Below are 24,084 nucleotides of genomic sequence, written 5' to 3'. Positions count from 1 at the left end.
ATACTCATCTGACCTTAACAATAAAACCCCTGAAATTAGGACAATAATTTCAGGGGTTTTATTATCGGTATTACTAGGATGGAATTTTATTCGTATCGTCGCTTATTTCCTGCTTCTTTGCCCAATTTTGGGCCAAAAAGCCACTAGGAGCAAGACCAAAGCAGCGAGTCCGCTGATCAAGCTTCCCAGTTTCAGCTTCGGGATTGTGTAGGTTAACTGGATCTTGTTGACGCCTGGCTTAAGCTTGAACTTCATGAAGGTGCCCAAGTAACCGAAGATCTCAGCCTTCTTCCCGTTATTCGTCGCCTTCCAGCCGCTCTTGACCGGCACTTCTAAGTAGGCATAGCTGGCCTTCCCCTTCTTGCCTATAGCGGTAAAGGTGATCCTTGACCCCTTAAAGGAAATCTGTTTGATGGCCTTAGCTTGGATTTCCTGACTAGCCTTTGCCAGTTTTTGCAAGTCCAGCTGGTAGAACTGGGCCTGGTAGGCATCGGGCGTCTTGGTCTTTAAGGTTACTCTGGTCCGCTTTTGGACCGGGATGAAGAAGACGCTTGGCGACAGCCAGCCGGCGTAGTTGTAGAGAACTTCCCCATTGATTTCCAGGACATTGTCCCCGGCCTGGCTCCAGGGCAGATTGCCGTAGAGAGGGTTCTTTTTATCCTTGGAATCCAGCACATAAGTTACCTTGCCTGCTTGAACCGTCTTTTTATAGGCCACCCTTTTATAGAGGGTAACCTTTTTGCCCAGGAGCTGACTGTAGGCCGCTTCCTGGTAGGTAAAAGGATTCCCTGTAAAGACCGGGTTATTTACGTCATTTTGGCTGGAAAAAGCCAGGGGCAAAGCATATGGGTTGCGGTAGACAGATTTCCCATTAGCAACTGGCAATGCTGTTTTCTCCAAGCCTGGAAGAGCTTGACCGGTCAGTACGTATTTAACCCCTAATAAGGAGTCAGCACCAAGGACTGAAGTGTTGACGATGGTCACCCGCTGGGCGGCAGACCGGTAGCCGACACTTTCCAAAAACTTCAGCTGCTTGGGATCCTGGCTGGAGACATAGCTGGCGATCGGCCAGTAGTTATAGGCCAGGCCTTCGTTGTATGCCGCGGTTAAATTCAGACGCAGCTTGAGTCTGGTAGAGGTCTGGCTGACCCGGTAGGCACCTGGATCATATCTCTTTAAAGCAGCGATCTGCTTTTCCTGCTGGCTGCTGTAGGCAGCAAATTCATCAACTTTAGCTACTTTATAGTCATCCTTGTAGGTGGCCCAGAGCTTTTTGGCATTGTAGGCAAACTCGGTCAAGATCAGGCCGGCCAGAGCCAGAAGAGCAAGCTTTTGCATCCCCTTCTTCCCGGCTTTTTCGTAAAAAATCAACAGAGCCGCCGTCAGCACGGTTGACAGGACAGTATAGACCACGCCCTTGCTGGTCAAGTTTTTCCAGTTCTGGATGATAAAAATTGTGAGATACGCTGCCGTTCCATAGAAAAGCGGCTGGACCTTGTCTTTGACCTGGCTGAAGAAAATCCCGGCCATGAAGATCAAAATAAAGATGCCGAGATAAGAGTAGCGGAACCAGTAGCTGTCGACCAGCTTGAAGAGTGAAAAGGCGAAATTAGCTGGCTGCCAGTAAAAGAGGAGGAGCATCCCCAGCCCTAACAAGGCCATAATTGTCTTGAATCTCGCTGTCAATTCCTTGCTAAAGAAGAGGGCAAAGACTGCGATCACCACAATACTGCCGCAATAAAGGGAGACATTGGTGGAGTCGCTCATCACGTTTAGCCCCAGCTTGCCGATGACTGTAAAAGGATTATTGATCAAGTCTGGCTTGAGCAGGTCCCAGTCAAAAGTGCTTCTTGCCCCGCTTTTCAGGCTGACATAGTTCGGCAAAAAGATAAAGGCGCTCAAGGCCAGGCCCAAAAATACTGCAGAGAGATAACTGCCAAGCCTTTTGAACAAAGCTTTTAACTCATAACTGCCCTCATAGAGGTACAGAACTTCCTCGACGACCAGCCAGATGGCGGAAAAGATGATATTGATGAGACCCGTATACCAGTTAAAGACCATACTGCAGGCGATGCTGATGGTCAGTAAGAAGAAGCCTTTTCTCTTGTCGACCGCAACTAGTTGGTATATACCCAGCAAGATTAAAGGCAGCAGGTACACCCCGTCCAACCAAAGGATATTGCAGGATTGGGCAATATTGTACTGGCAGAAGGCGTAGCTCATGGCCAGGAAGAGCTGGAATTTCCCAGTAATTTTTGGAAATCTCTGCTTTAAAAAGATGGCCATGCTGCTGGCCGATAAAGACAGCTTGAGGGCGAGCAAGATGTCATAAAAGATTGGCAGCTGACTCTTTTGAAAAAAGACGACCAGCAAGTTAAGCGGCGACATTAAGTAATAGGCAAATGTGGCGCGCTCATCGTATATGTGGCAGAGTTTTTCCCGGCTAAGACGTCCTTTAAGTAAGCAAAAAGATCGAGATACTGGATATTGGCATCCGCCCCGGCAACCGACTTGAGGCCAAATGGCGCGTAGCCGAAGGCCGCGAAGATCAGCATGGTGACCAGGAAGGTGGCCGCAAAGGCGATGGCTGGCCTGGATTTTAGGACTTTTTTGACAAGATTCACGCTTTCTTCCCCTTCAATCTGGATTCAAGTTAAAATTATACCATCTTAAAGCAAAAGAGCATCCCTGCCCCGCAAATTCGCGGAGGGGATGCTCTTTCGATTACCGTAAATCCTTATAGCCCGGCTTGGTTAAGACCTTAGCCGCGTAATAACAAGTCGCCCGCAGTCTGGCGCCCTTCTCCCGGGCAGCAGAAGCAACGGTATCAACCAACTTCCGGCCCAGGCCTTGTCCGCCATAGGCTGGATCTACCTTAGTCGTTGTGATGATCCAGTGATCACCCTTATCTTTATATACGCACTGGCCAATCAGCTTGCCGTCATCATATACCGCGGCCCGCTTTTGCTCTTCTTCAAACTTGATTTCCATCTTATTCACCTAAAATTGCTTCTTCCAGCTTTTCAGCTGTATCCACGATCACAGTTGCCCCGTGTTTTTGCAAAAATGGCACGCTTCTAAAGCCCCAATTTACCGCGATTTCGTCCATCTCAGAATTCCTCGCGGTTTGGATGTCGATTTCAGAGTCGCCGATGTAGACGCACTTGTCTCTTGGCACGCCCAAGACCTTGACGCACTCACTAGTCATGTCCGGAGCTGGTTTGCGGCGGATCCCGCTTCTTTCACCCAAGGCAAAGTCGAAGCTGCCCGGGAAAAGTTCTTCGACCAGGACCTGGACGGCTTCATTTGGCTTGTTGGAAACGACAGCCAGCTTGACGCCTTTTTGACGGAGATTTTTCATCAAATCCAAGATGCCTGGGAAGGGACCAGTTTTAATCTGGCAATGGTCAGCGTAATAAGGCTTGAAAACTTCCAGGACCCGGTTAACTTCTGTTTGGGTAACGGCTTCCGGGATCTGTTCATCCTTGGTGCCAAAGGCGACCAGACTTTCTCGGCTGCTGCCAGCTTCATAGGCCAGGGCCCGGGTGACCGCCACCACGACCCCGCTGCCAAAGAAGTTCTTGATGTCTTCAACGGTAAAGTCATGCCGGTGGCCGGTTTGTTCAAACGCATAGTTCAATGCACTTGTTAAGTCAGCGCTCGTGTCTAAGATTGTGCCGTCCATGTCAAAAATCGCGGCTTCATATTTCATCAGTTTCACCTCGCTTTCATTATACCATCTGGCAGAAAAAATAGGCCTGCCCATATAGAACAGACCTATTCCCTTCCCTGTTAGTGAGGGAAAAATTGATTATTCATCATCGCGCTTCTTGCACCAAGTTACTTGGCTAGTGTAGGTATCATTGGAGACGGGGCTGCTTGTCGCATCAGTGGTCGTTGTACTGCTGTCATTGGCAGTAGTTGTTGCAGTATTTGTACTGGTGTCGTTTGTAGTCGCTGCAGCGGTATCGCTTGTAGTAGTCGAAGCAGCATCGTTTGTGCTTGCAGTTGTCTGACTGCTAGTGGACGTAATTGTGCTGCTCTTTTGCTAAGTAGTCGTTACCTCAGCAGCTGTATTGTCAGCCACGGCTACCTTGCCAGGCGTAAATTCAATTGCCAGCCCGCCTAATGAAAAGCCGAGCAAAACAGAGGCCAAATCTGTATTGACCTTTCTGAAACTGTAATGTTGTTCCTTTCGCTCCATTTTCTGAAGCTTGTTTCTCGCAGATTTCTTCGCTTCGATCATGTCAAACTTCTCCCCTTTTTTCACACAATAAATTCGATCACTGCTTGGTTGTTGTTAGCAACAGCTTCTTTCAGCTTGTCAGCTGGCAGATTCAATTTTTCAGCTAATTCTTCCAAAGTATCAGCTTTTACGACCAGACCATCCTTGACATGTTGTTCAGTGTAAGCGACAAAGGCTTCCTTATCCTTCATATAACCAGGGAAACCGTAGCGGGCGCAGCCAAGCATGTGGACTTTTTCCAGAGTTTCAGCGTAGTTATCGTCCCAAATCATGGCATACAGGTAGCCAAGTTCCTTAGCAGCGGCGTTGACGATGAATTGGTAAGGAACAGATTCATTGGCGAAACGTTCACCGCGCAGGTTAACCTTAAGGAATGGATATGAACCGATCCAGAGCCAGTGGTCGTAAGTAGCGGTTTGATAGTACATGTCTTCAGTCTTTTTGCCAACTGGTACCAGGCCGCGGTCAAAAATCGTTTCAGCTGGTTCTTCATCGCGGATTGCGCCGACGTTCAAGGCTGAAGTAATCCCTGCCCCGTTTGAGCGAGGTGAGTCATTGTAGACGTTCTTCTTCAAAGACAGCGGGTTCCATTCCTTAAGCAGGTCAACGTTGACTGAGTAGCTACCAGTCGTCAGGACAACGCCCTTCTTTGCTTTAATTTGGTAGTATTCGTCCTTCACCAAGGCTCCAGTTACCCGGCCGGCTTCTTTGATCAAGTTCACCAAGATAGTTTCAAAGCGGAGATCCACCCCCTTTTCTGCAGTTGCTTCAGTCATGATAGTTCTCCTTGTTTTGTAGTTTATCTTTTTAATTTATTTCTAATCACATTTTGTAGAAGCCTATACATGTATATCTAATTTTGAGTACAAAAAAAGACTGTCTGACCTACTATGCCAAACAGTCCTTTGATTTCTTCAGAAACGATTGTCCTGGCATAGACTCCCTAGATTATTGCAATCAGTGAGTCTACACCATTTTTATAACCCAATGCCCTTTTTTAAAAAATTACTTGTCTGCCACGACCAGCAATGACTTAATTGCTTGCCGTTGATCCATCGCTTCATATGCGTCTTGCACATGATCAAGGTCAAAACTCTTAGTGAAGACCTTACCTGGGTGGATTTCGCCCTTCAAAACAGCGTCCAGCAAGACTTCCTGGTCGTAAGTAGTTACGTTAGCGATCCCGCCGCGCCAGCCGACATTCTTCCAGAAGAACTTGTTGGTTTCAGGTTCCTTTTGCGGAATCCCTACCCGGCCGACAATCGCGCCAGCACGAGCGATCTGACCAGCCTGATCGATAGAGCTGCTTGCCCCAACGCATTCCAAAACAGCATCAGCACCGTAGCCGTCAGTCAGTTCCAAAACCTTCTTTACCGCGTCTTCACCACGTTCACTGACGATGTCAGTTGCACCGAATTCCTTGCCCAAGGCTGCCCGGTCTTCGTGGTGGCTAAGCAGAATGATCTTTTCAGCACCGAGCAGCTTAGCCGCGATAACCCCACACAAACCAACCGCGCCGTCACCGATAACTGCTACTGCATCCCCCGGCTTAACTTCCGCGCTAGCCGCAGCATGGTAGCCAGTTGCCATAACGTCTGACAAAGTCAACAGGTCATTCAATTGCTCTTTAGTGTAGTCGCTTGGCTGGCCAGGGATTTTTACCAAGGCGCTGGCATTCTTAAAACGCAGCTTTTCAGATTGGTAACCCTTGTTGCCGCCAACTTCCACGTTTGGACAGTTGCCGTCAAAACCAGCCTTGCAGATCTTGCACTTCATGCAGCCGTGGGTGAACGGAGCGATAACGAAATCGCCGACCTTGACATTATCAACCTTGTCACCGACTGCTTCTACGATCCCGATGGCTTCATGGCCAACCGTACCTTCCGGCCGGTCAGAAATGCCTCTGAACCACCACAGGTCTGATCCGCAGACGCAAGCTCTAATTACGCGGATAACCGCGTCGGTGTCTTGTTCAAGTGTTGCATCTTCAACTTCCCGGGCTTCAACCAGGCCCTTTTTTACGAAATATGCTGCTTTCATTTTTTCTCGCTTTCTGTATAAAAAACCGCTGACGTTCTTTAATGATTATTGTAGCCCTTAGCTATAATTTTGGCGAATACTTAGCTTGTATATTGGTATACGTGAAATCTATAGTCCCTTAGATCGCAAAACCGCATCCCATGAGCTGGATGCCGTTTGTTAGTATGGAGTTTGATTAAACTACAGTTTAGTTGCTTTCCTTGGTTCCGATGACAATGACCTTATCAACCGGATTTTTAACCTCGAGTTCAGCACCTGCTTGGACATATCCCGTTTTTTCATCTAAATAGTAAGGCGTGATACTTTTAGTTGAGCCATTTTCCCCGCCTGTAACTATCGTAGTCCCCTTTGGCAGGTTAGGATCATACTTCTGAATCGTTTTATAAGGCGTAACTTTGTATTCAACTTCCGACTTAGTACCAACAGAAACTACTTGATCAATCTTTCTTTGGATCTCATCTACCGTGAGACCGTAGGTAGGTCTGATAGTGGAATTCGAGAATATGCACCGCTTTTCTTATCTTCCGGGTGAGGTTCTAACCCAATAATTGTTATGGACTTCTTGTCCGGCCCATAGACCCAATACATTCGCATTGCTCCACTAGTTTTTAGTTCGAGTCCTATACAAATCATCTAGAAAACTAAAGAAAGTTTGATGATCCATGGGTATAATTTAGCTACTGTGTAGCTAAATTGATATAATATTGAATAACATCAAAAGAATACCAAAAGGAACACATCATGAAGATCGCAGTAATGGGTTACAGTGGCTCTGGAAAGTCAACTCTATCCCGCAAGTTAGGTGAATTGTACCAAGTTCCCGCTCTTCACTTGGATAGCGTCCAATTTTTGCCAAACTGGAAAACGAGATCAACGGAAGAACAAGGCAAGATCGTCCAAACTTTTCTTAACGATAATCCTAGCGGCTGGGTCATCGATGGAAACTACAACAAACTCAGCTATGAACGCGGAATCATTGAAGCGGACATCATTATCCAACTCTTATTCAGTAGAAAAGACTGCCTGCTTCGCTGCATCAACCGCTATCGTACTTACAAAGGAAAGACCCGGCCTGATATGGCAGTAGGTTGCGATGAAAAATTGGATTTTGACTTCATCAAGTGGATTCTTTGGGATGGCCGATCAAAAAATATCCAAGACCGATATGTCCGAGTCCAGAACGAATATCCCAGCAAAGTGGTCGTTCTCTGTAATCAGCAGCAACTTAACGGATATCTGCAAAATCTAAAAGACTAGCAACAAATCAACTTATTCAGCATCCAGTCCTAATGCGGCTTCTGCTTGATCCTTATTGAGATTCATGGACAGCATCAGATACTCAACTGCATGCTTATTTTGCTCTGCCTTTGCTTTGGCAATTCTTTTTGCTGTATGTTGGGTAAATACTTCATTCATGCTTGTGCTGCTATTTGGATCTTCATTAGAGAGTTCTTCAATGGCTTCTTGCAAGTCATCCCCTCCGCCCATGGTCATGATTGAATCCAAAACAGAAACCATTTCTTCCTTGCTCAACTTTTTATCGCTAAATTTATCGTCTGTTTCCTTTAATTGCCCTAAATCAGCAATTACCTGTTTGCATCTTTCTAGCGAAGCTGGCGTGTATCCTAATGCCTTCATTGCTTCTTCTTCAGACAAATTCTTCGATTCCATCAAATCCTGGAGCAAATGTAGCTTATTCCTTGCTTGGGCAACGTCAACCCGTACTTTAGTAAAGTCGTTGACCAGCTCATCTTCTTTAGTCGTCTTGTCAACAATCTCATACAGTTCATCCAGACTGTCCATCAAAATCATTGCTTTTCCTTCTTCCTACCCAAGCAATTGTTCGATTACTTCCAACGTCTCTTGATACAAATCGTTGTAACTCAAAATCCCGCTCTGCAACATATCTGCCAAAACAGTAATCTGTACCGAGGCCATATGCGCATAATCGTCATCTTCAAAGCTCGGAAACTCTTCTTCCATGAGCTTCTTCATTCTGGCAAAAGCATAGGTCGCCAAATCTTTCTCTTTAAAAACGGCTTTAATATTTCCGGATAGCAGTCCATATAAGTTGGATGGCCGAATTCTTTAAACACCCATTGGCATCGCTCAATATAGTCCAGCACTATGTCCTTTATGCCAATTTTTTCCTCAATTTCGTCTATAAAGTGATATGGTACGATCTCCGCGCCTAATTCCCGGAAGCCATACATTGCTGTAGCGATATTAATACTGTGCGGCACATCCAGAATTCATTTCCTTGTCGCGCCTAACTCTCATCCAAACTTTCATTGTCATCTCCTTTTCCATCAAAAAATGCCTCCCGGGTCTCCAGGAAGCGTTTCTCCTACATCACGCTAATCAATAGCAAACTGATCAGCAAGGCCAAAATAAAGCAGATGCCGATTAGCCAGCCCAGGATCTTAAATGAGACCTTGAGCAGAAAAGCGGCGATCGCCACCGGCACGGCCACAATAGTTAAAAATATCAGTAAAATCAAAAACGAAATCGTAAACATAATAGTTACCCCAACTTGTCCTCTATCCCCTAAATACAAGTTTAAGGTAACCCAAGCAGGCGCGGACTGTCAACCTTCTTGCTTTTTACCGGCTGCTTTCTGCCCCGCCGGTTGTTGCCCGGACGGCTGTAATACTCCCCTTCTCCTGGTACATTTGCTGGTCAGCCAGTTGCATGAGGCCCTCCAGACTGGCCTGGGGATGAGATTCCCTGTCGGCATGGCCAATAGAAAAACTGATATTCTGCCCGGTATTGATCCGGCACTTGACTGCCTCTATTTCTAGCTGCTGCTTTAATTTCGACCCTTGCTGGCTGTCGCCGGGTATAATAGCGGCGAACTCGTCTCCCCCAATCCGGTAGCATTCTCCGCTTTTGCCTAAAATATCCCTGATAATCGCGGCAACTTCCCGGGTCAAGTCATCCCTGGCCAGGTGGCCCCGGTTGTCATTCATCTCTTTTAAACCGTTGATGTCAATGGAAAAAGCTAAAAACTCCTTCCCGCCTTACAGCGTCAGCATCTCGCCCAGCTTCTCATCATAGGCATAGCGGTTCTGCATCCCCGTCATAATATCCGTCCGCATCACGACATTGTCCCGGCTGATCTTCAAATCGCTGACCTTCTGGGTAAAATTGTTGAAGCGGTTCAGCAAAAAGCACATCCCGATCGCAATCGTCAATGATGTCGTCCGCAAAGCTCCCCCGCTCACTTCCTGGATCACGATCCCCAGAAAAACCACGAAAAAGGTATAGAACATAAAGAGGCGGTCGCCGCTGAAAGTCTTTTGCTCAAACTGGTGATAGGCAGATACAATCGCGAACATCACGATAATGCAGATAATGAAATAAACGTAGTAATAACGGCCTTGATGATAGTGGCTATTCTTGTCAATCGAAAAGGTCTAGCCGGTAGCAATTGACGCAAGCTGGAAGAGAACATTCCCCGGCAGCAATACTGCCAGCAGGCGGTCATACTTTGAATGCCGCACCCAAATATGAATAACGAAGTAGCCTAGAAATGGTTTTAACCTGTAGTTTAAAAACTTGTTGATTACCAACCATATTCTGTATTGGCCCGAGACGCCATCCAACATGACCGAAGTCCACTCAATTAAATTGATTAAAAGGTGTGCGCAAACTCGTGTCTTTAGACATGAGTTAAGCACGCAAAAACGCCCCATTGGGGCGTTTTTTAGTTTCTCTTTCTTCTCTTTCTTTCCAACTCGCCATACTTGCCATTCTGCTGTTTTTTCATGGCTGCCGTGTACTGAGATGCAATGTAATTTTTAACGACTTCTTTGCTCATGTCACCTAAGGTGCTCATAAAATAGCTTGGTGACCAGAGGTGGCCGCCCCACAGCATCTGCTTAGTTTCCGGGTGCAGCTCGAACCATTTCCGGGCTGTCCAGCCTTTCAGCCCTTTAACTACGTCTACGGGCCTCTGTTTTGGCGAAAATGAAATAAGCATGTGAACGTGATCGGGCATTACTTCCATTTCCTGGATCTGGATGTCCGACATATCCGCTCTTTTTTGGAGCAGCCCTTTCATTTCTTCAACCTTTTCTGGGCTATCAAAGACTTCTTTCCGGTACTTGGTCACGAAAACTAGATGGAAATTGAAGTTATAAACGCAGCCTCTTTCATGGACGATCATAGTGTATGCCACCTTTCTTTGTTGTATAATTATAGCATAAAGTAGGACGAAAGAAGGTGTGCATCTGTGTCTAATGAAGAAAAGTATGGATTTACCAGACAATACCATGTGTTGCTGACTGACAAGCAAAAAATCCAGCATGAGAAAGCGTTGAAAACTCAGAATGCTTTGTTTCAGTACGCTTTAAAGTATCTCTTTAAGACTTATAGCATTAAGCATATCGGACGCCCTATGCCATTTAGCCAAAAGCCCATTCAGTACCTACTTAACAAAATTAAAACTGGCTTCATCAAGGACAAGTACGGCTTGGCACGTTGGAAGAAGTCAGTGCTGTTTTTGTCGTCTCATTCAGCCGATGAGTTTCTCAAGACCGTCTACACCAACTTCTCACAGTATCGCAAGCGCTTGGTGAAAGCAGACAAGAGCATGGACGAGAAGGCTCGCTATAACTTCAAGATGAACGTAACTAAAGATAAGTACGGCAAGCACAAGAACCAGCTCCACAAATCTTGGTACCGCAAGGGATCGATCAACTTTTTGAGAAACAGCGCAAGCTTTAGAACCATTACCTCACAAAAGCTTCCAGAAGATTCTAAAGGAGGCATCAGAATTGAGGACAAGCATACAGACAACCACACCTTCTTAACAGTAGCCGACTTTGGTACTGTCGAAGTCATTGAAGACTTGTCCGAATTAAACTTGAAGGACATTGCTTTGACAAAGATAAAGAAGCTTCCAGATGGTTCTTACAGACTGCAGCTGACCTTTTCTCTGCCCCGCAAGAAGCAGAAGTCAAAAACTATTCAAGGCTTTGACTGGAACATGGCTGGTAATGAGGCTTTTTGCTCATCAGACGGCAAGCGGATCAAGGTATCAGACGCCGCAATCAAGCGAGCTGACGAATATGAGCAGAAGATCAATGCAATTAAGTCAGCGCGTGATCTGGAAGGAAATGCCCACGGGCAAAGCAAGCTGTATCGCAAGCTTGACCGCAGACAGCAGAAGCTGAATGCAAAGCGCTCGAACATGCTTACCAACGAATACCGCCATCTGGTACACGAAGTAGTCGATGACTGCGACACGATCGTCGTTGAGAAATTGGATGCCTATGAGATGCGCAAGCGTGGAAAAGGCTCTGCTCAAAGCAAAGGCATCAATCGCAGACTGGCGGTCCTTAAGCCATATGAGCTGATGACTATTTTAGAGTCGCTTGTAAAGAAGCAGAACAAGAGGCTTGTCAAAGTGGATTCATTTTGGACAAGCAAGGCATGCCACGACTGCGGATACATCAACAAAGATCTCAAAGTTGGTCAGAAAGAATGGCAGTGTCCAAGCTGCAAGAAGACGGTAGACAGGGATTTAAACGCAGCAAGAAACATATTAGATTGGGGGATTCATCCAGAGCATCACGCAAAGCTGAAGAAAACGGCCGAAGAAGGAAAAAATCTTAGCCCTTCGTCACTGGTGACGGAAGTCTAAGATTAAAGCACTAAAAACAGCCTGGGCGAAACGGAACAATCGTCCTTAGCACTAGACGGTGTTATCTGCGTAATCTTCTGAGCGAGTCAAAACGAAGACGAGATGACATTGGGCAGTTGTGAAACTAACCTAAACACTCTGAGTACTTCTAAGAGTTGTCGATCTTACGTGTAATGTGCTGGGTGGCCCCCAGATTCCTGCGACTTTAGTCGTAGGAGGTTCAAGATTAGCAAGAGGCCTAAAGACCAGTAGCTGTTGCGTTGCTGTAGTGGATGTTCTTGTAGACCAAGGTAAGCAAGCCAGCAATAAATAATGAAATAATTATCTCAATAGTTATATAGTAGTCTAGCAGGTTGACAGCAGCATGCTGGTTAAACACGCATAATCTATCTATCACTTTTACATCTATCCAAATCTATAGATTTTAAGTTATTATTGCCTTTGCATATATAATTATAAGCCAAGCTGATTGCGAGGCCAAAGAAAATAGCTATTTTGGATAAATCAGAAAAAAGCAGCTGCCCGGTTCGCCCCAGGCAGCTGCTTAAAACTTATGAAAACATTTCGCGTACTATCTCATCATGCAGCTTTTTGATCCGCTGGCTGGTCTTTTGCCAGTTGTACTCGCCATGCTGCTTGTTCCGGTAGGCATAAAGCTGAGCCTCATTGATATACTTCAAGGCCAGGTCCCAGCGCTGGTCAGTCCCCCAGCCTCTGGCGTAGCAAAGGGCCAGGCGGTAGTCGATCTCAGCGATCATGTCTTCGTCGCCTTCCTGCAGGACGCTTTCCGCCATGCTGTAATATTGAAAGGCAATCTCGTCGTTTTTCTTTACAAAATTGCCAAAACGGAAAGCATCCCCCAGCTTATAGAAGGCATTCGGGTTGCCGGCCAAAGATGCTTGAGTAAAGTAGTAAAAAGCCTTCTCCTGGTCGGCTTCACCAACCCGGCCAAATGCATAGATGTAGCCTAAATTGCACATAGCCTGGGAATTGCCGTAGTCAGCTGCCTTTTTATAGCACTGCAGTGCCAGTTCATAGTCCCCCTGCCTGTAGGCTTCCGCCCCCCGGTCCAGCCAGGTTGCGCCAATTTTATCCATCTCAACGAATTTATCTTTGTCCAAAAATGCCACTTTATCGCCAACCTTTCTAAGAATTAACTAAGTGCCAGCTCCTTGACCGGATACGCGATCGGCTGGGTAGATGTCTCATAAGCCGGCAGGCCGTGCATAGCCCGGTAGATCGCCCGCTCAATTGAAGACAGGCCCGCCGAGTCCGCTATGGCCAGCCGCTTGGCATACTTGCGCAGAGCCTTACTGGTTGAGTGCTTGTTCAAATTCTGCACCATGACCGTTACGTCAGCCCGCTTGAGAGCGTGCTTGTAAAAAGATTCCGTATCGGAAAACTTGAAGGCGTCAATCACCTTGCAACGGCCGTGGTGCTCACCTACCATCTTCTGAATCTCCTGGCTGCGGAGCTCATTGCCGATGACCACCGCCACGCTGCGGCCATGCAAGTCGAAATTCAAGGTCGTTACGCTCTCTTCTTTATCCTTGTCTTCCTTTTCGCTTTTTACCTTCTTTTCAGCCGGCTTTTCCTTCTTTGGAGCTTCTTCTCCCTTAGTCTGGCTGACCCAGCGGACGATCATATTGCTGGGGCTGTTCTTATACCAGGCCAAGTCAACAATGTCGCCTTCATGGACAAAACCTGTCTCGGTTTGCCGAGCATCAATGATCGCCGGCACCTCATAGCGATCAATGCCCGCGCACTCACTCAAGCTCTCGCCCATGGCGCTGCGGCTGACATACAAGTCGCCGGCAGGATCCCTTTCTACCACCCCATATGACATAGTTGCGATATTAGAAGGCAGGTTTCCGGCTTCCACTATCCGGACCACCCGGGGCGGCTGGCTGCTGGGGTCCAGCTCGACTAAATAGCCGTTTTCCACGTTCAGATTTCTGACGGCCAGCTCATTGATCTCGCTGACCAGGTCCCCCTGCTCGGTGTAAAAGCTCCCGCCCTTCAAGGCCCGGGAAAAGCGGCAGAGCTGGTAATGGATGCTGGCAGTTAGTTCTTCATGACGGATGATTTTAACTTGCTTCTTGTCCTCTGTTTCCGCAGCTGCTAGGTCCCCGCCGCTATCTACCTCTTCAATGGCGTCTGAGTCATCAGAATCTTCTTCGCCTTCGTCCTCCTCATCGCCTGTTTCAGCTTCTTCGTCTTCATCATCCAGGTCAACTCTGGCCAGGGTCAAGAGGTTTTCAATCGCGACTGCTCCCAGGCGCAAGTATGTACTGCTGTCGTCCAAAGCATCCAAGATGTTCCGCACTTGCTCACGATAGTCTAAATAGTATTCTTTCATCTTTTTGCACCCTTTAATTTTTGAATTCTCTTTCCGCGTCTATTCTTATTATCACAATCTTTTAAAAAAATTACAGAGCATATGCGAAAATAATCAGCTGAAAGACAAAAAATGCTATTTTTCCTTAATAGTAAGCCTTTACTGTAAATTTACTCTGGCGGCCTTAAGCACCCGGGCTACGTTTTCACTGGTCCGGGCTAAATTATCTCCTCCGCCTGCTAAAGCTTCCGGCAAGCTGCAGATGCCTGGCAGGATGCCAAAAATCCCCGTAAAGCCTGCTTCATATAAGCTGTCAATTCCATCTCCGACCTGGCCAGCCAGGGCAAAAACCGGTATGCCAAGCTTTTTGGCAACTTGGGCCACGGCATAGGGTGTCTTGCCGAACTTAGTCTGGAAGTCAATCCCGCCTTCGCCCGTAAAGACATAGTCAGCATCCCGCATCTTTTCCGCCAAATGGCTCTCCTCGATCACGATCTGGGCGCCCGCCTGCATCTGGCAATTGCTGAAGGCCAAAAAGCCCGCTCCCAGGCCGCCAGCCGCCCCGCTACCAGGAACGTTCTCTACGTCTTTCCCAACTTGCTCCTTGATCACGGCTGCATAATGGTGAAGTCTAGCGTCAAGCTTCTGGACCATCTCCTTGTCCGCCCCTTTTTGCGGGCCGAAAACCGCAGATGCTCCATTGGGTCCGGTCAAAGGATTGGTCACGTCACTAGCTAAAATGATTTCAACTTCTTTTAAGCGGGAAGCCAAGCCGCTGGTATCAATTCTGGCTAATTGGTCTAAACTTCCTCCGCCAAAAGGCAGCTCTTGGCCATTTTTATCTAAAAACCTAACCCCTAAAGCCTGAGCCAGGCCGGCACCGCCATCGTTAGTCGCGCTGCCGCCTAAGCCCACGATAATCTTTTTAACGCCCCGCTTCAACGCGTCAAGCAGCAGCTCCCCGGTCCCAAAAGTAGTTGCCGTCATTGGATCGAGGTCCTTTTTCGCAAGCAAGCCCAGGCCGCTGGCTGCTGCCGTCTCGATCACCGCGCATTCTCCGTCATTGATCAGACCATAGCTGGCCAAGAGCCTTTTGCCATCGGGACCGGTACCCATCTTTTCCACTTTTTCCCCGGGGATGCAGGACAAGATTGCATCGACCGTCCCTTCCCCGCCATCGGCCATGGGAACCTGGATGACTTCGGCCTCGGGAAAGACCCGCTTGATCCCATCGGTCATAGCCTGGCAGGCCGCTTTGGCTGACAAGCTTTCCTTGAAACTGTCGCTGGCTGTAATAAACTTGAGCATTTTTCTGCCTCTTTCATTTTTTCAATAGTCAGCTCTATTTTAACGCTTTTCCAAGCAAAAAGCCGCCTGGCTGAAAGACAGTCAACTGATCAACTAGCTGTCGGTTCGCCTTCTTTCTAGTATAATTAAGCTAACGGAAAAATATTGGTAATTATAGCATCTTAGAAGAAATGCTGACCATCATTGAAGACGAGTACAAGAACCACTTTTTGGAGAAAGGATAAGGAGTCATATGGAAACCAAGAAATACCTCTCCCTCATCGACCGGGAAATGGCCCAGATGCCGGACTTTGTCAAGGAATACCAGCTGGAAACAAGGCACTCTCTGACCACCAGCTACCAGTACTTAACGGAAATCCGCCGCTTTTTCTCCTGGCTGATCGCTGAAAATTTGACCCAGGCGAAAAGTCCCAGCCAAGTGCTGCCAAGCGACCTGGAAAAATTGAGCCGGAGCGATGTCATGCTCTATCTGGATAAACTGGAGCACAGCAGGAACAAGCAGGGCCACCTCAACTCCCCGACGACCGTCAACCGGTCGCTCAACGCCCTGCGCTCCTTGTACAAGTACTTGACGATCACGGCTGACAAGAACAATGGCGAGCCTTATTTTGACCGCAATGTCATGCTCAAGATCAATTCCCTTCCTTATACAAGCACCTTGAACTACCGGGCTCATGCCTTAGAAGCTCACATGTACACCGGCAACTTGAAATACCAGTTCATGGACTTTTTGGACCAAAAATTTGCCGGCCTCTGCAGTGGACGCGCCCTTTCTTCTTTTAAGCAAAACAAGGAACGGGACATGGCTGTCATCGCTTTGATCTTAGGCACGGGAATCCGGGTTTCTGAATGCGCCGGGGTTGACATGAAGGACCTCAACTTAAAAGAGGCAACTTTAGATATCACCCGGAAGGGCGGACAGAGAGACTCAGTGCCAGTTGCTGACTGGACCCTCCCCTACCTGGAAAAGTACCTGGCAATCCGGGCAGACCGCTACAAGGCCCCAGCCACTAACAAGGCCTTTTTCTTAACCAGCTACCACCAGGAATGCCGGCGGATGACGACCAATGCCATCGAAAAAATGGTTGGCAAGTATTCTGCTGCCTTCGGCCACCCGCTCACCCCCCACAAGCTCCGCCACACGGTCGCTTCTGAACTCTATCAGGCGACCAAGGACCAGGTCATGGTCGCCCAGCAACTGGGGCAAAAAGGCACCTCAGCCACCGACCTATACACCCACGTTGACCAAAGAGAGCAACGGGCCGCCCTCAATGCCAGCGCCAAACAAAATAAGTCCTCCTCTGATTAGAGAAGGACTTATTTTCGTCTTTTGCTAGTTATTTTCTTCTGTGGTAAAAATTTTATTTTCGCCGATTGTAAAATTAAACTGAACACTGTTCCGATCCAGTAAGAAAAATCGTTTTCACTGGATTAGAGCACAAAAAATCCATTTCAACCATCTGGTAGAATATGAATTACCACAAACATTTCTAGAGAGGTTAAAATGGATCATTCTTATTCTAACACTAAACCACACCAAAAGGGCAAGCACCTTACGCTAAACGACCGGACTACAATCCAGGAGCTGCACTCTAAGGGCTACTCTAATCGTGCTATAGCTAGAGAACTTAACTGCTCACCAAGCACGGTCGGATATGAGCTCAAAAGAGGCACAGTATCCCTGTATACCGGCAATGTGAGGCGGTATAAAGCTGTCGAAGGGCAAAGCACTTACGAACTACATAGAAGCGAATGCGGCCGCAAGAGCTTGTTTCTTCGCAGACATAAGTTCATCGACTATGTTTCCCACTGCTTTCATAATCAAGGCTGGTCTCTTGATGCTTGCGTGGGTTATGCTTTGGCCAAGGGAATCTTCCAGAAAGATCAGGTCGTATCAACCAAAACTCTGTATAACTACGTTGACTTGGGCCTAATGGACATCAAGAACGGTGATCTTCCAGAGAAGGTCAAGCGCAATACTAAGACTCGTCGTGCCCGTGTAAACAAGCGTATCCTGGGACGAAGCATCGATGAACGTAGTCCTAGAATCGAAAGCCGTAAGGACTTTGGCCACTGGGAATGCGATCTGGTTCTTGGACACAAGACTAAGGACGACGATGTGTTGCTTACTCTGTGCGAACGAAAGACGCGTCAGTTCTTCATGATCAAGATTGAGGATAAGACCTCAGCTAGCGTTATGAAGGCATTTGATAAGCTTCGAGAGTACTACGGATCCAAATGGAATCAAATCTTTAAGTCTATCACAACTGACAACGGATCTGAGTTCGCAGATCTATCCAATCTTGAGCAAGTTTCCAAGACTCTTGTGTACTACGCTCATCCTTATACATCTTGTGATAAAGGCAGCGTAGAACGGCACAACGGGCTTATCAGACGCTATATTCCCAAGGGAGACCGTATGGATAAGTACAGTGTGGAAGATATTGCTAAGATCGAGGTATGGTGCAACTCTCTTCCTCGGAAGATCTTAAACTACAAGACTCCAGAAGAGTACTTTGACACCGAACTTGACCGCATTTACCGGCGTAGATAGTCAAAATCTACCAGATGTTATGGTAAGTGTTCAATTTATTCTTGCAATTGGCGAAAATTTTATTTTGCCATTTGCCTAGTCGGCAAAGTGCTTGCTCTTGTAAACCAGCTTGCCGCTGACAAAAGTCAAGGCGGTCATGCCGTAGACTTCCTGGCCGGTGAAAGGTGTGTTAACCCCCTTGGACAAGTAGTCTTCTTCGGCAAGCTTTTCGGCCTGGTCCAGGTCAAAGACGGCCAGGTCGGCTTCCTTGCCTGGAGCCAGAACACCAGCATCCAGGCCAAAGAGCTTGGCTGGCTGGTAGCTCATGAGGTCCAAAAGCAGGCTCAGGTCCATTTGCCCGCTCTTGACGAACTTGGTGTAAAGGCTGGCAAAAGCAGTTTCATTGCCAATGATCCCAAAAGCAGCCTTCCGCATATCACCGGCCTTTTCTTCCCGGCTGTGCGGAGCATGGTCAGTCGCGATCAAGTCGATCGTCCCGTCCAGCATTCCTTCAATCAAGGCAAACTGGTCTTCCTTTGATCTAAGCGGCGGGTTCATCTTGTAGTAGCCGTTGTTGCCGTCAATCTCTTCTTCGCTCAAAAGCAGGTGGTGAGGTGCGGCTTCGGCGGTTACATTGATTCCGTATTCCTTGGCGATCCGGATCAGTTCCACGCTTTCCTTGGTAGAAACATGGCAGGCATGGTAGTGAACCCCGGTAGCCTGGGCCAAAACCAGGTCTCTGGCCAATTGTGCAGATTCACTGACCCCCAGGATGCCTGGCAGGCCGAGTTCTTCCGCCTTCTTGCCGGCATTCATCACCCCATGATGGTAAAGAGAGTCATCCTGGATGTGCTCACAGATGGCCAGGCCTACCTTAGCAGCTTCCTGCATAGCTTCATACATAGTGCCGGCTTGCTGGATGCCGTGGCCGTCATTGCTGAAGGCAAAAGCCCCCGCTTCTTTCAAGGCCGCCATGTCAACCACCTGGTCACTGGTCAGGTCTTCAGTGATGGCCCCGTATTGCTTGAGATGGACGCAGCTGTTGGCTTCGTTTAAAGCAACCTGCTTTTCAAAAGTTTCCAGGTCATCTGGGACCGGGTCAACATTAGGCATGGTGCATACCGTGGTGAAACCGCCCCGGGACGCTGCTTCAGACCCCGTCTTGATGGTTTCCTTGTAGGTAAAGCCCGGCTCTCTGTAGTGTTCGTGGATGTCCACTAAGCCAGGTGCCAGGAGCTTGCCCTTTAAGTCGTAGACTTCAGCACCCTCTTCTGGCAGATCCAGGCCGATGGCCTGGATCTTGCTGCCGGAGATCAAGACGTCTTCGTTGATGAATTCGCCTTCCTGGTAAACCAGGCCGTTTTTCAGCAAAATGGCCATTATTCAAGGCCTCCCAACTTACGTCCGCGCAGAACAGCTTCAATCATGGCCATTCTGACAAAGACCCCGTTGTGCATTTGGACAGCGTAGCGGGACTTAGGTGCTTCAACCAGGTCACCGTCCCATTCAACCCCGCGGTTGATTGGGCCCGGGTGCATGATGATGGCGTCATCCTTAAGCATGTCGTAGCGGCGTTGGTTAAGGCCGTAGGCAGCGTTGTAGTCCTTGGCATCAAAGAGCTGTTCAGTCTTGGCTTCTGCCCCGTTGTGGCGTTCGTGCTGAACTCTGAGCAGCATCAAGACGTCCAGTTCTGGGATTTCATCGTCAATGTTCTTGACATAAGTGCCGTACTTGCTGAATTCCTCAGCGTTGTACCAGTATTCCGGACCTGAGAAGTAGACGTCCGCGCCCAGGGTATTCAAGATTTCCATATTTGACCGGGCAACCCGGGAGTTGGTCAAGTCACCGACGATCATGATCTTCAAGCCGTCGAAGTGGCCGAATTCGTTGTAGATGGTCATCATGTCCAGCATGCTTTGGGATGGGTGCTGACCGGAACCGTCACCAGCGTTAACCAGGCCCATTTGCAGGTGCTGGCCTTCCTTTGGGTGGATGATTTCGTTGTAGTAGGCGTTTTCCGGGTGTCTGATCACGCTGAGTTCGATGCCTAGAGATGCCATGGTCAGTTCAGTGTCGTAGAGGTTTTCCCCCTTGTTGACTGAAGAGTGGGATGGGTCAAATGGGATTACAGTCAAGCCCAACCTTCTTTCAGCAACTTCAAAGCTGGTGTGGGTCCGGGTTGAGTTTTCAAAGAACATGTTGGTGCAGAAGATTGGCCGGCTCAAGGCTGGTACTTCCCCGCCGTTCTTGAAGTATTGGGCTCTTTGCAGCAGGTGCAGCACGTCGTCGGCGCTCAGTTGTTCAACGCTGACAAAGTAAGGCAGACGGAGCAAGTTGTCTTGCTTGTCTTCAGTTTCGACAACGACTTGGTTTTGGCTAACAGTGGTCATGATGATTTGGCATCCTTTCGAAAATAACTTAAGCAAAAAGACCATTTTATACACTCAGTCTCCGTGTCTAAAATGGTCTCTCAAAGTCTGCTTAAACTGCCCGGAAAGCTTCCTCCCCGGTCTTCCTGTCAATTCGAATGTTTGCCAAGAATTTCTTGTTTATATATGGATTTTGAGCTGCCTTCTTAGCCTCACGGGACTAAATTTAAAGGTCATTCATATGTTTTCTTAACTATAAAGACTTTTGCCCTTTAAGTCAAGCTTTTTTATCGAAAAAGCAGGGAATTTTTGTAGAAAAAGTTTAAAACCATTTTCAACCGCTTACTGAAGTGATTGCGGTATAATTGAGCTAAGGAATCGACAGACATGTGTTTTGTTAGATTGACAGGAGGGAAAATCATCCATGAAGTTTGCGAAATTGTTGAAATCACGTAAGTCAATCCGGACTTATACTGGCAAGCCGGCTGACAAGAAGCAGGTCAAGAAGATCATCGAAGCAGCTGAACTGGCTCCAGTAGCCCGCGGCTTATACGAGAACTACCAGCTGACGATCATTAATGACCCAAAGCTTTTAAAGGAGATCGACCAAGAAGCAGCCATGATGTTTGGCGATCTGGAATCACATCCCCTGTACGGTGTGCCGACCTTGATTTTGGTCTCTGCCAAGAAGCAGGACGAGATGGCCTATGCCAGTGCCGGGATTATTGCCCACAACATGGTTCTGGCTGCTGAAAACAAGGGCCTGGGGGCTTGCTACCTCTTTGGCGCGGCAGCTGCTCTGGCCGCTCACCCAGAAACAGTTATGAAGCTGGACCTGCCAGCCGGCTTCATGCCGGTCTGCGGAGTTGGTATCGGCGAAACTGAAGAAGAACTGACTATCCGCGACCAGAAGCTGGACCGGATCGGCATCAACGAAATTTAACAGGCAAGAGTTGCTCTCATCATTAAATTTGTCAGCAACTTGTAAGAGCGTGGCCATTTTCCGGCACGCTCTTTTTTATGGCTAAAGTAAGCTATCATGGCACTTATTGAAGTGAAGCATAATACAAAAATTTACCAGTCCGGTGACACGACAGTTTACGCCAACCGGGACATCAACTTCATGATTGAAAAAGTCCAACATCAATGTTGAGGAAAGGATCAGAGAGCTGTCGACCATCAAGGTGTTCGGCGTGCTCGGCTTCTTTGACCAGGAAACCACCCTCTACATTTACCGGGGAACGATTATCCTCTCCATTATCGGTATCCTCTGCGGCTACCTGGCCGGGATCGGCCTGCACACCTTCATCATCACCAGCCTGCCGCCAGACAACGCCATGTTTGACCCGGCGATGAAGATCAGCAACTTGCTCTATTCAGCCTTAATTCCGGCCGCGATCACTGCTTTAGTCGCCTTGATCATGCACAAGAAGATCAAGTCCGTCAACATGCTGGATGCTTTAAAGTCCGTCGATTAAAGAGCAAATAAAAGAACGGAACCAAGCGGTTCCGTTTTTCTATATCTAATAAATATTGCTAAAAAGCAGTCACTGTCCGGTTGTAGTAGACCAGGTGCTGCTTAAATGACAGGGGGTCAACGAGGATCTTGGTGACGGAGCAGTTGTCTGGTTCCAGGATCTGCAGGCCCTGGCCGCCCGTGGCATTAATGGCAAAAGATCTGACCGTGAAGCCGTGGGTCACTACCACGATCTGGTCTTCTGGATACTTTTGGCTGATTTCCTCCACGAATTCAGCGGTCCGCATTTCCACATGGGCAAAGCTTTCCGCCTTTGGGGCTGCCTGCACGTAGTCTTCCGTCACGTCATTGACCAGGGGAGAAAAGTAATTCGGGTATTCAGCCATCAATTCGCTGTTCTTTTGCCCATCCCAGTCCCCGTAGGAAATCTCCAGCAGGCGGTCGTCCGTTTCAACCGGCAGGCCGGCCTTCTTGTTCAAAATTTCGGCTGTCTGCTTGGTTCTGACCAAGGGGGAAACGAAAAAGCGGTCGAAATTGCTGATATCGAACTGGTCAGCCAGTTTTTGCGCCTGCTCCTTGCCCAGGTCGGTCAAGTAGGTGTTGGGGGTATTGATGGTCCCCTGCTTCAAGCCCGCCTTGTTGGCAAAGGTTTGCCCGTGCCGGATAAAGTAGAATGTAGTCATGCTGGTCCTCCATTGTTTCTAGACTTTCTTTTTCTCTTTTCTTTGCTAAGAAATATTATACCGAAATTAAAATTGTGTTGACATTTCTAATTTTGTACTTATAATAAAATTAATCACACGAAAGGAGCGAAAAAATGTTTACTTTACAGACAATTCAAATGCAAAACAAACTTTTTTCCTCCTCCCAGTCTTCTTCCACTTAAGAAGGCTGCGATTTGTGATGGCCTTCAGCACAGTTTAAAACAGTGAGGCCGAAACAACAACTCCAACATAACATCTCATGGCAAAGGGCACTCACGCAAGGTGGGTGCCCTTTGTTTTTTCGGAAAGGAATTCTTTACTTATGACATGCCACAACTTCGCGGCTGGTCTAGCCATGCTGCCGGTCGAAGTCATTGCCCAAATCAAACAAGACTTGCCAGATTATGCCCACAGCGGCATGAGCGTCATGGAAATCTCCCACCGGTCAGCCCTTTACAAGGAGCTCTACGCGGAAACCAAGGCCAACCTCTTGGAACTTATGAAGCTGGACCAGGCAGAATACGACGTCCTCTTCTTGACCGGCGGGGCAACCCAGCAATTCACCACAATTCCTTTGAACCTGGCCCGCAAGTACCACCGGATTGCGGTCGTGGACAGTGGTCACTGGGCCCAAAGAGCAGCAGAAGACGCGGATAAAGTACCAGGCCTAACCGTTGACATCATCGCTAGCTCCAAGGACAACAATTACACTGCTGTTCCGGAAATCCCGACTGAATTTGATCAAGACTACGACTACCTCCACATCACGACCAACAACACTATTATGGGGACGGCCTACAGAGACGACCAAATTCCTAAGACCGACATCCCTCTGGTAGCTGACATGTCCTCCAATTTCCTGGGCCAGGAATACGACTACAGCAAATTCGCTGTTATCTACGCCGGGGCACAGAAGAACCTGGCCCCTGCCGGATTGACTGTTTTGGTCATCAGAAAGGACCTATTGGTCAAGCATGACGACCTGCCTGGCCTCTTTGACTTTGCTACTGAAGCCAAGAAGGAATCAGCCTTGAACACCCCGCCAGTCTTCCAGGTTTACGTGGCTGGCCTGGCCCTTAAGTGGCTTAAGGAAAAAGGCGGCGTGGCCGGTATTGAAGCCATCAACCAAGAAAAGGCCAACCTCCTTTATGACTGCCTGGCTGAATCCAAGAATTTTGAGAGCAAGGTTGATCCAGACAGCCGGTCAATTATGAACGTGCCTTTTGTCAGCGGCGACCCGGACCTAGACGCGGAGTTTGTCAAAGAGGCAACCGCCCACCAGCTGCTCAACTTGAAAGGCCACCGCCTGGTTGGTGGGATGCGGGCAAGCATCTACAACGCCATGCCGCTGGAAGGGGTTCAGGCCCTCTGTGACTTTATTAAGGATTTTGACGCCAAGCACTAATTTTTGAAAGGATTCCC

General features: G+C 48.0%; 25 protein-coding genes and 3 pseudogenes. 8 read left to right on the top strand and 20 right to left on the bottom strand.

The window, feature by feature from the left end; all coding sequences use genetic code 11:
* Nucleotides 1-102 precede the first annotated feature (102 nt).
* The 8 genes from LJ046_RS06500 to LJ046_RS06470 form a co-directional block, all read right to left on the bottom strand.
* On the bottom strand, nucleotides 103-2,388 hold the full coding sequence (locus LJ046_RS06500) for a YfhO family protein (RefSeq protein WP_002878450.1): 2,286 nt from the start codon (nucleotides 2,386-2,388) through the stop codon (nucleotides 103-105).
* Entirely contained in the window at nucleotides 2,388-2,624 is a 237-nt protein-coding gene (locus tag LJ046_RS10410; RefSeq protein WP_002878447.1) for a hypothetical protein, read from the bottom strand. The genes LJ046_RS06500 and LJ046_RS10410 overlap by 1 nt, the downstream gene beginning before the upstream one ends.
* Nucleotides 2,625-2,724: 100 nt before the next feature.
* Nucleotides 2,725-2,991: a GNAT family N-acetyltransferase gene (locus LJ046_RS06495; protein ID WP_002878445.1), complete on the bottom strand. Its 267-nt coding sequence runs from the start codon at nucleotides 2,989-2,991 to the stop codon at nucleotides 2,725-2,727.
* A 1-nt stretch (nucleotide 2,992) separates the two neighbouring features.
* The gene (locus tag LJ046_RS06490) at nucleotides 2,993-3,712 is read right to left on the bottom strand and encodes an HAD family hydrolase (RefSeq protein WP_002878441.1); all 720 of its coding nucleotides are present in this window, start codon (nucleotides 3,710-3,712) and stop codon (nucleotides 2,993-2,995) included.
* A gap of 336 nt (nucleotides 3,713-4,048) precedes the next feature.
* A complete protein-coding gene (locus LJ046_RS06485; RefSeq protein ID WP_002878440.1) occupies nucleotides 4,049-4,246 on the bottom strand; it encodes a YSIRK-type signal peptide-containing protein in 198 nt (65 codons plus the stop codon).
* Between the two features lie 20 nt (nucleotides 4,247-4,266).
* Nucleotides 4,267-5,022, bottom strand: coding sequence for an FAD-binding protein (locus LJ046_RS06480; protein ID WP_002878437.1), 756 nt, complete (start codon nucleotides 5,020-5,022; stop codon nucleotides 4,267-4,269).
* A 229-nt stretch (nucleotides 5,023-5,251) separates the two neighbouring features.
* Nucleotides 5,252-6,286 (bottom strand): zinc-dependent alcohol dehydrogenase family protein, encoded by a 1,035-nt coding sequence (locus LJ046_RS06475; RefSeq protein WP_002878436.1) that lies wholly within the window; start codon nucleotides 6,284-6,286, stop codon nucleotides 5,252-5,254.
* A gap of 187 nt (nucleotides 6,287-6,473) precedes the next feature.
* Nucleotides 6,474-6,728: a G5 domain-containing protein gene (locus LJ046_RS06470; protein ID WP_133281429.1), complete on the bottom strand. Its 255-nt coding sequence runs from the start codon at nucleotides 6,726-6,728 to the stop codon at nucleotides 6,474-6,476.
* Between the two features lie 299 nt (nucleotides 6,729-7,027).
* Between LJ046_RS06470 and LJ046_RS06465 the strand changes: the two genes are divergently transcribed.
* Nucleotides 7,028-7,543 carry a P-loop NTPase family protein gene (locus LJ046_RS06465; protein WP_002878433.1) on the top strand — a complete coding sequence of 172 codons (516 nt, stop codon included), beginning with the start codon at nucleotides 7,028-7,030 and terminating at the stop codon, nucleotides 7,541-7,543.
* Nucleotides 7,544-7,555: 12 nt separating this feature from the next.
* Here LJ046_RS06465 and LJ046_RS06460 read toward each other — a convergent pair whose 3' ends face one another.
* The 6 genes and pseudogenes from LJ046_RS06460 to tnpA form a co-directional block, all read right to left on the bottom strand.
* Nucleotides 7,556-8,098: a hypothetical protein gene (locus tag LJ046_RS06460; protein ID WP_002878432.1), complete on the bottom strand. Its 543-nt coding sequence runs from the start codon at nucleotides 8,096-8,098 to the stop codon at nucleotides 7,556-7,558.
* 15 nt (nucleotides 8,099-8,113) lie between these two features.
* On the bottom strand, nucleotides 8,114-8,269 hold the full coding sequence (locus tag LJ046_RS10020) for a hypothetical protein (protein WP_196767764.1): 156 nt from the start codon (nucleotides 8,267-8,269) through the stop codon (nucleotides 8,114-8,116).
* A 364-nt stretch (nucleotides 8,270-8,633) separates the two neighbouring features.
* Nucleotides 8,634-8,804 (bottom strand): hypothetical protein, encoded by a 171-nt coding sequence (locus tag LJ046_RS10190; protein WP_002878430.1) that lies wholly within the window; start codon nucleotides 8,802-8,804, stop codon nucleotides 8,634-8,636.
* Nucleotides 8,805-8,889: 85 nt separating this feature from the next.
* Nucleotides 8,890-9,285: pseudogene (locus LJ046_RS06450) on the bottom strand (GGDEF domain-containing protein); the annotation flags it as partial.
* 21 nt (nucleotides 9,286-9,306) lie between these two features.
* Nucleotides 9,307-9,624, bottom strand: coding sequence for a hypothetical protein (locus LJ046_RS10405; protein ID WP_002878427.1), 318 nt, complete (start codon nucleotides 9,622-9,624; stop codon nucleotides 9,307-9,309).
* Between the two features lie 368 nt (nucleotides 9,625-9,992).
* Nucleotides 9,993-10,454, bottom strand: a complete 462-nt coding sequence (gene tnpA / locus LJ046_RS06440; RefSeq protein WP_003611707.1) for an IS200/IS605 family transposase — start codon at nucleotides 10,452-10,454, stop codon at nucleotides 9,993-9,995.
* Nucleotides 10,455-10,520: 66 nt separating this feature from the next.
* Here tnpA and LJ046_RS06435 point away from each other — a divergent pair, with 66 nt between their 5' ends.
* The gene (locus LJ046_RS06435; RefSeq protein ID WP_072557718.1) at nucleotides 10,521-11,933 is read left to right on the top strand and encodes an RNA-guided endonuclease InsQ/TnpB family protein; all 1,413 of its coding nucleotides are present in this window, start codon (nucleotides 10,521-10,523) and stop codon (nucleotides 11,931-11,933) included.
* A 551-nt stretch (nucleotides 11,934-12,484) separates the two neighbouring features.
* On the opposite strand, the gene LJ046_RS06430 is transcribed toward LJ046_RS06435, so the two are convergent.
* The 3 genes from LJ046_RS06430 to LJ046_RS06420 form a co-directional block, all read right to left on the bottom strand.
* The gene (locus LJ046_RS06430) at nucleotides 12,485-13,063 is read right to left on the bottom strand and encodes a tetratricopeptide repeat protein (protein WP_002878492.1); all 579 of its coding nucleotides are present in this window, start codon (nucleotides 13,061-13,063) and stop codon (nucleotides 12,485-12,487) included.
* A gap of 23 nt (nucleotides 13,064-13,086) precedes the next feature.
* On the bottom strand, nucleotides 13,087-14,292 hold the full coding sequence (locus LJ046_RS06425) for a DUF2325 domain-containing protein (protein WP_002878491.1): 1,206 nt from the start codon (nucleotides 14,290-14,292) through the stop codon (nucleotides 13,087-13,089).
* A gap of 138 nt (nucleotides 14,293-14,430) precedes the next feature.
* Nucleotides 14,431-15,579, bottom strand: a complete 1,149-nt coding sequence (locus LJ046_RS06420) for a glycerate kinase family protein (protein ID WP_002878489.1) — start codon at nucleotides 15,577-15,579, stop codon at nucleotides 14,431-14,433.
* A 232-nt stretch (nucleotides 15,580-15,811) separates the two neighbouring features.
* Between LJ046_RS06420 and xerS the strand changes: the two genes are divergently transcribed.
* Nucleotides 15,812-16,888, top strand: coding sequence for a tyrosine recombinase XerS (gene xerS, locus LJ046_RS06415; RefSeq protein ID WP_002878488.1), 1,077 nt, complete (start codon nucleotides 15,812-15,814; stop codon nucleotides 16,886-16,888).
* Between the two features lie 195 nt (nucleotides 16,889-17,083).
* The gene (locus tag LJ046_RS06410) at nucleotides 17,084-18,133 is read left to right on the top strand and encodes an IS30-like element ISL7 family transposase (RefSeq protein WP_002878880.1); all 1,050 of its coding nucleotides are present in this window, start codon (nucleotides 17,084-17,086) and stop codon (nucleotides 18,131-18,133) included.
* A 75-nt stretch (nucleotides 18,134-18,208) separates the two neighbouring features.
* On the opposite strand, the gene LJ046_RS06405 is transcribed toward LJ046_RS06410, so the two are convergent.
* Nucleotides 18,209-19,492 (bottom strand): dihydroorotase, encoded by a 1,284-nt coding sequence (locus tag LJ046_RS06405; protein ID WP_002879172.1) that lies wholly within the window; start codon nucleotides 19,490-19,492, stop codon nucleotides 18,209-18,211.
* Nucleotides 19,492-20,502: an aspartate carbamoyltransferase catalytic subunit gene (locus tag LJ046_RS06400; RefSeq protein ID WP_002879171.1), complete on the bottom strand. Its 1,011-nt coding sequence runs from the start codon at nucleotides 20,500-20,502 to the stop codon at nucleotides 19,492-19,494. The genes LJ046_RS06405 and LJ046_RS06400 overlap by 1 nt, the downstream gene beginning before the upstream one ends.
* Before the next feature lie 403 nt (nucleotides 20,503-20,905).
* Between LJ046_RS06400 and LJ046_RS06395 the strand changes: the two genes are divergently transcribed.
* The 3 genes and pseudogenes from LJ046_RS06395 to LJ046_RS06385 all read left to right on the top strand — a co-directional run.
* Nucleotides 20,906-21,424: a nitroreductase family protein gene (locus tag LJ046_RS06395; protein WP_002879170.1), complete on the top strand. Its 519-nt coding sequence runs from the start codon at nucleotides 20,906-20,908 to the stop codon at nucleotides 21,422-21,424.
* 96 nt (nucleotides 21,425-21,520) lie between these two features.
* Nucleotides 21,521-21,616, top strand: a pseudogene (locus tag LJ046_RS10400) (ABC transporter ATP-binding protein); the annotation flags it as partial.
* A gap of 1 nt (nucleotide 21,617) precedes the next feature.
* Nucleotides 21,618-21,959 (top strand): annotated as a pseudogene (locus tag LJ046_RS06385) (FtsX-like permease family protein); the annotation flags it as partial.
* 58 nt (nucleotides 21,960-22,017) lie between these two features.
* Here LJ046_RS06385 and LJ046_RS06380 read toward each other — a convergent pair.
* A complete protein-coding gene (locus tag LJ046_RS06380) occupies nucleotides 22,018-22,641 on the bottom strand; it encodes a histidine phosphatase family protein (protein WP_002879168.1) in 624 nt (207 codons plus the stop codon).
* 343 nt (nucleotides 22,642-22,984) lie between these two features.
* Here LJ046_RS06380 and serC point away from each other — a divergent pair, with 343 nt between their 5' ends.
* Entirely contained in the window at nucleotides 22,985-24,067 is a 1,083-nt protein-coding gene (gene serC / locus LJ046_RS06375; RefSeq protein ID WP_002879167.1) for a 3-phosphoserine/phosphohydroxythreonine transaminase, read from the top strand.
* Nucleotides 24,068-24,084: the final 17 nt, after the last annotated feature.

The organism is Lactobacillus delbrueckii subsp. jakobsenii ZN7a-9 = DSM 26046 (assembly GCF_001888925.1).
GTDB lineage: Bacteria > Bacillota > Bacilli > Lactobacillales > Lactobacillaceae > Lactobacillus > Lactobacillus delbrueckii.
This window is presented reverse-complemented; position numbering and strand designations above follow the sequence as displayed.

What these genes read in the sequence shown, in the direction of transcription:
- LJ046_RS10020 (WP_196767764.1), bottom strand. Translation starts at nt 8,269, where the DNA reads ATGGAAGAAGAGTTTCCGAGCTTTGAAGATGACGATTATGCGCATATG.
- LJ046_RS10190 (WP_002878430.1), bottom strand. Translation starts at nt 8,804, where the DNA reads ATGTTTACGATTTCGTTTTTGATTTTACTGATATTTTTAACTATTGTG.
- LJ046_RS06460 (WP_002878432.1), bottom strand. Translation starts at nt 8,098, where the DNA reads ATGATTTTGATGGACAGTCTGGATGAACTGTATGAGATTGTTGACAAG.
- LJ046_RS06480 (WP_002878437.1), bottom strand. Translation starts at nt 5,022, where the DNA reads ATGACTGAAGCAACTGCAGAAAAGGGGGTGGATCTCCGCTTTGAAACT.
- LJ046_RS10405 (WP_002878427.1), bottom strand. Translation starts at nt 9,624, where the DNA reads ATGTTCGCGATTGTATCTGCCTATCACCAGTTTGAGCAAAAGACTTTC.
- serC (WP_002879167.1), top strand. Translation starts at nt 22,985, where the DNA reads ATGACATGCCACAACTTCGCGGCTGGTCTAGCCATGCTGCCGGTCGAA.
- LJ046_RS06490 (WP_002878441.1), bottom strand. Translation starts at nt 3,712, where the DNA reads ATGAAATATGAAGCCGCGATTTTTGACATGGACGGCACAATCTTAGAC.
- LJ046_RS06500 (WP_002878450.1), bottom strand. Translation starts at nt 2,388, where the DNA reads ATGTCGCCGCTTAACTTGCTGGTCGTCTTTTTTCAAAAGAGTCAGCTG.
- LJ046_RS06380 (WP_002879168.1), bottom strand. Translation starts at nt 22,641, where the DNA reads ATGACTACATTCTACTTTATCCGGCACGGGCAAACCTTTGCCAACAAG.
- xerS (WP_002878488.1), top strand. Translation starts at nt 15,812, where the DNA reads ATGGAAACCAAGAAATACCTCTCCCTCATCGACCGGGAAATGGCCCAG.
- LJ046_RS06395 (WP_002879170.1), top strand. Translation starts at nt 20,906, where the DNA reads ATGAAGTTTGCGAAATTGTTGAAATCACGTAAGTCAATCCGGACTTAT.
- LJ046_RS06410 (WP_002878880.1), top strand. Translation starts at nt 17,084, where the DNA reads ATGGATCATTCTTATTCTAACACTAAACCACACCAAAAGGGCAAGCAC.
- LJ046_RS06420 (WP_002878489.1), bottom strand. Translation starts at nt 15,579, where the DNA reads ATGCTCAAGTTTATTACAGCCAGCGACAGTTTCAAGGAAAGCTTGTCA.
- LJ046_RS06425 (WP_002878491.1), bottom strand. Translation starts at nt 14,292, where the DNA reads ATGAAAGAATACTATTTAGACTATCGTGAGCAAGTGCGGAACATCTTG.
- LJ046_RS06475 (WP_002878436.1), bottom strand. Translation starts at nt 6,286, where the DNA reads ATGAAAGCAGCATATTTCGTAAAAAAGGGCCTGGTTGAAGCCCGGGAA.
- LJ046_RS06495 (WP_002878445.1), bottom strand. Translation starts at nt 2,991, where the DNA reads ATGGAAATCAAGTTTGAAGAAGAGCAAAAGCGGGCCGCGGTATATGAT.
- LJ046_RS06405 (WP_002879172.1), bottom strand. Translation starts at nt 19,492, where the DNA reads ATGGCCATTTTGCTGAAAAACGGCCTGGTTTACCAGGAAGGCGAATTC.
- LJ046_RS06465 (WP_002878433.1), top strand. Translation starts at nt 7,028, where the DNA reads ATGAAGATCGCAGTAATGGGTTACAGTGGCTCTGGAAAGTCAACTCTA.
- tnpA (WP_003611707.1), bottom strand. Translation starts at nt 10,454, where the DNA reads ATGATCGTCCATGAAAGAGGCTGCGTTTATAACTTCAATTTCCATCTA.
- LJ046_RS06400 (WP_002879171.1), bottom strand. Translation starts at nt 20,502, where the DNA reads ATGACCACTGTTAGCCAAAACCAAGTCGTTGTCGAAACTGAAGACAAG.
- LJ046_RS06485 (WP_002878440.1), bottom strand. Translation starts at nt 4,246, where the DNA reads ATGATCGAAGCGAAGAAATCTGCGAGAAACAAGCTTCAGAAAATGGAG.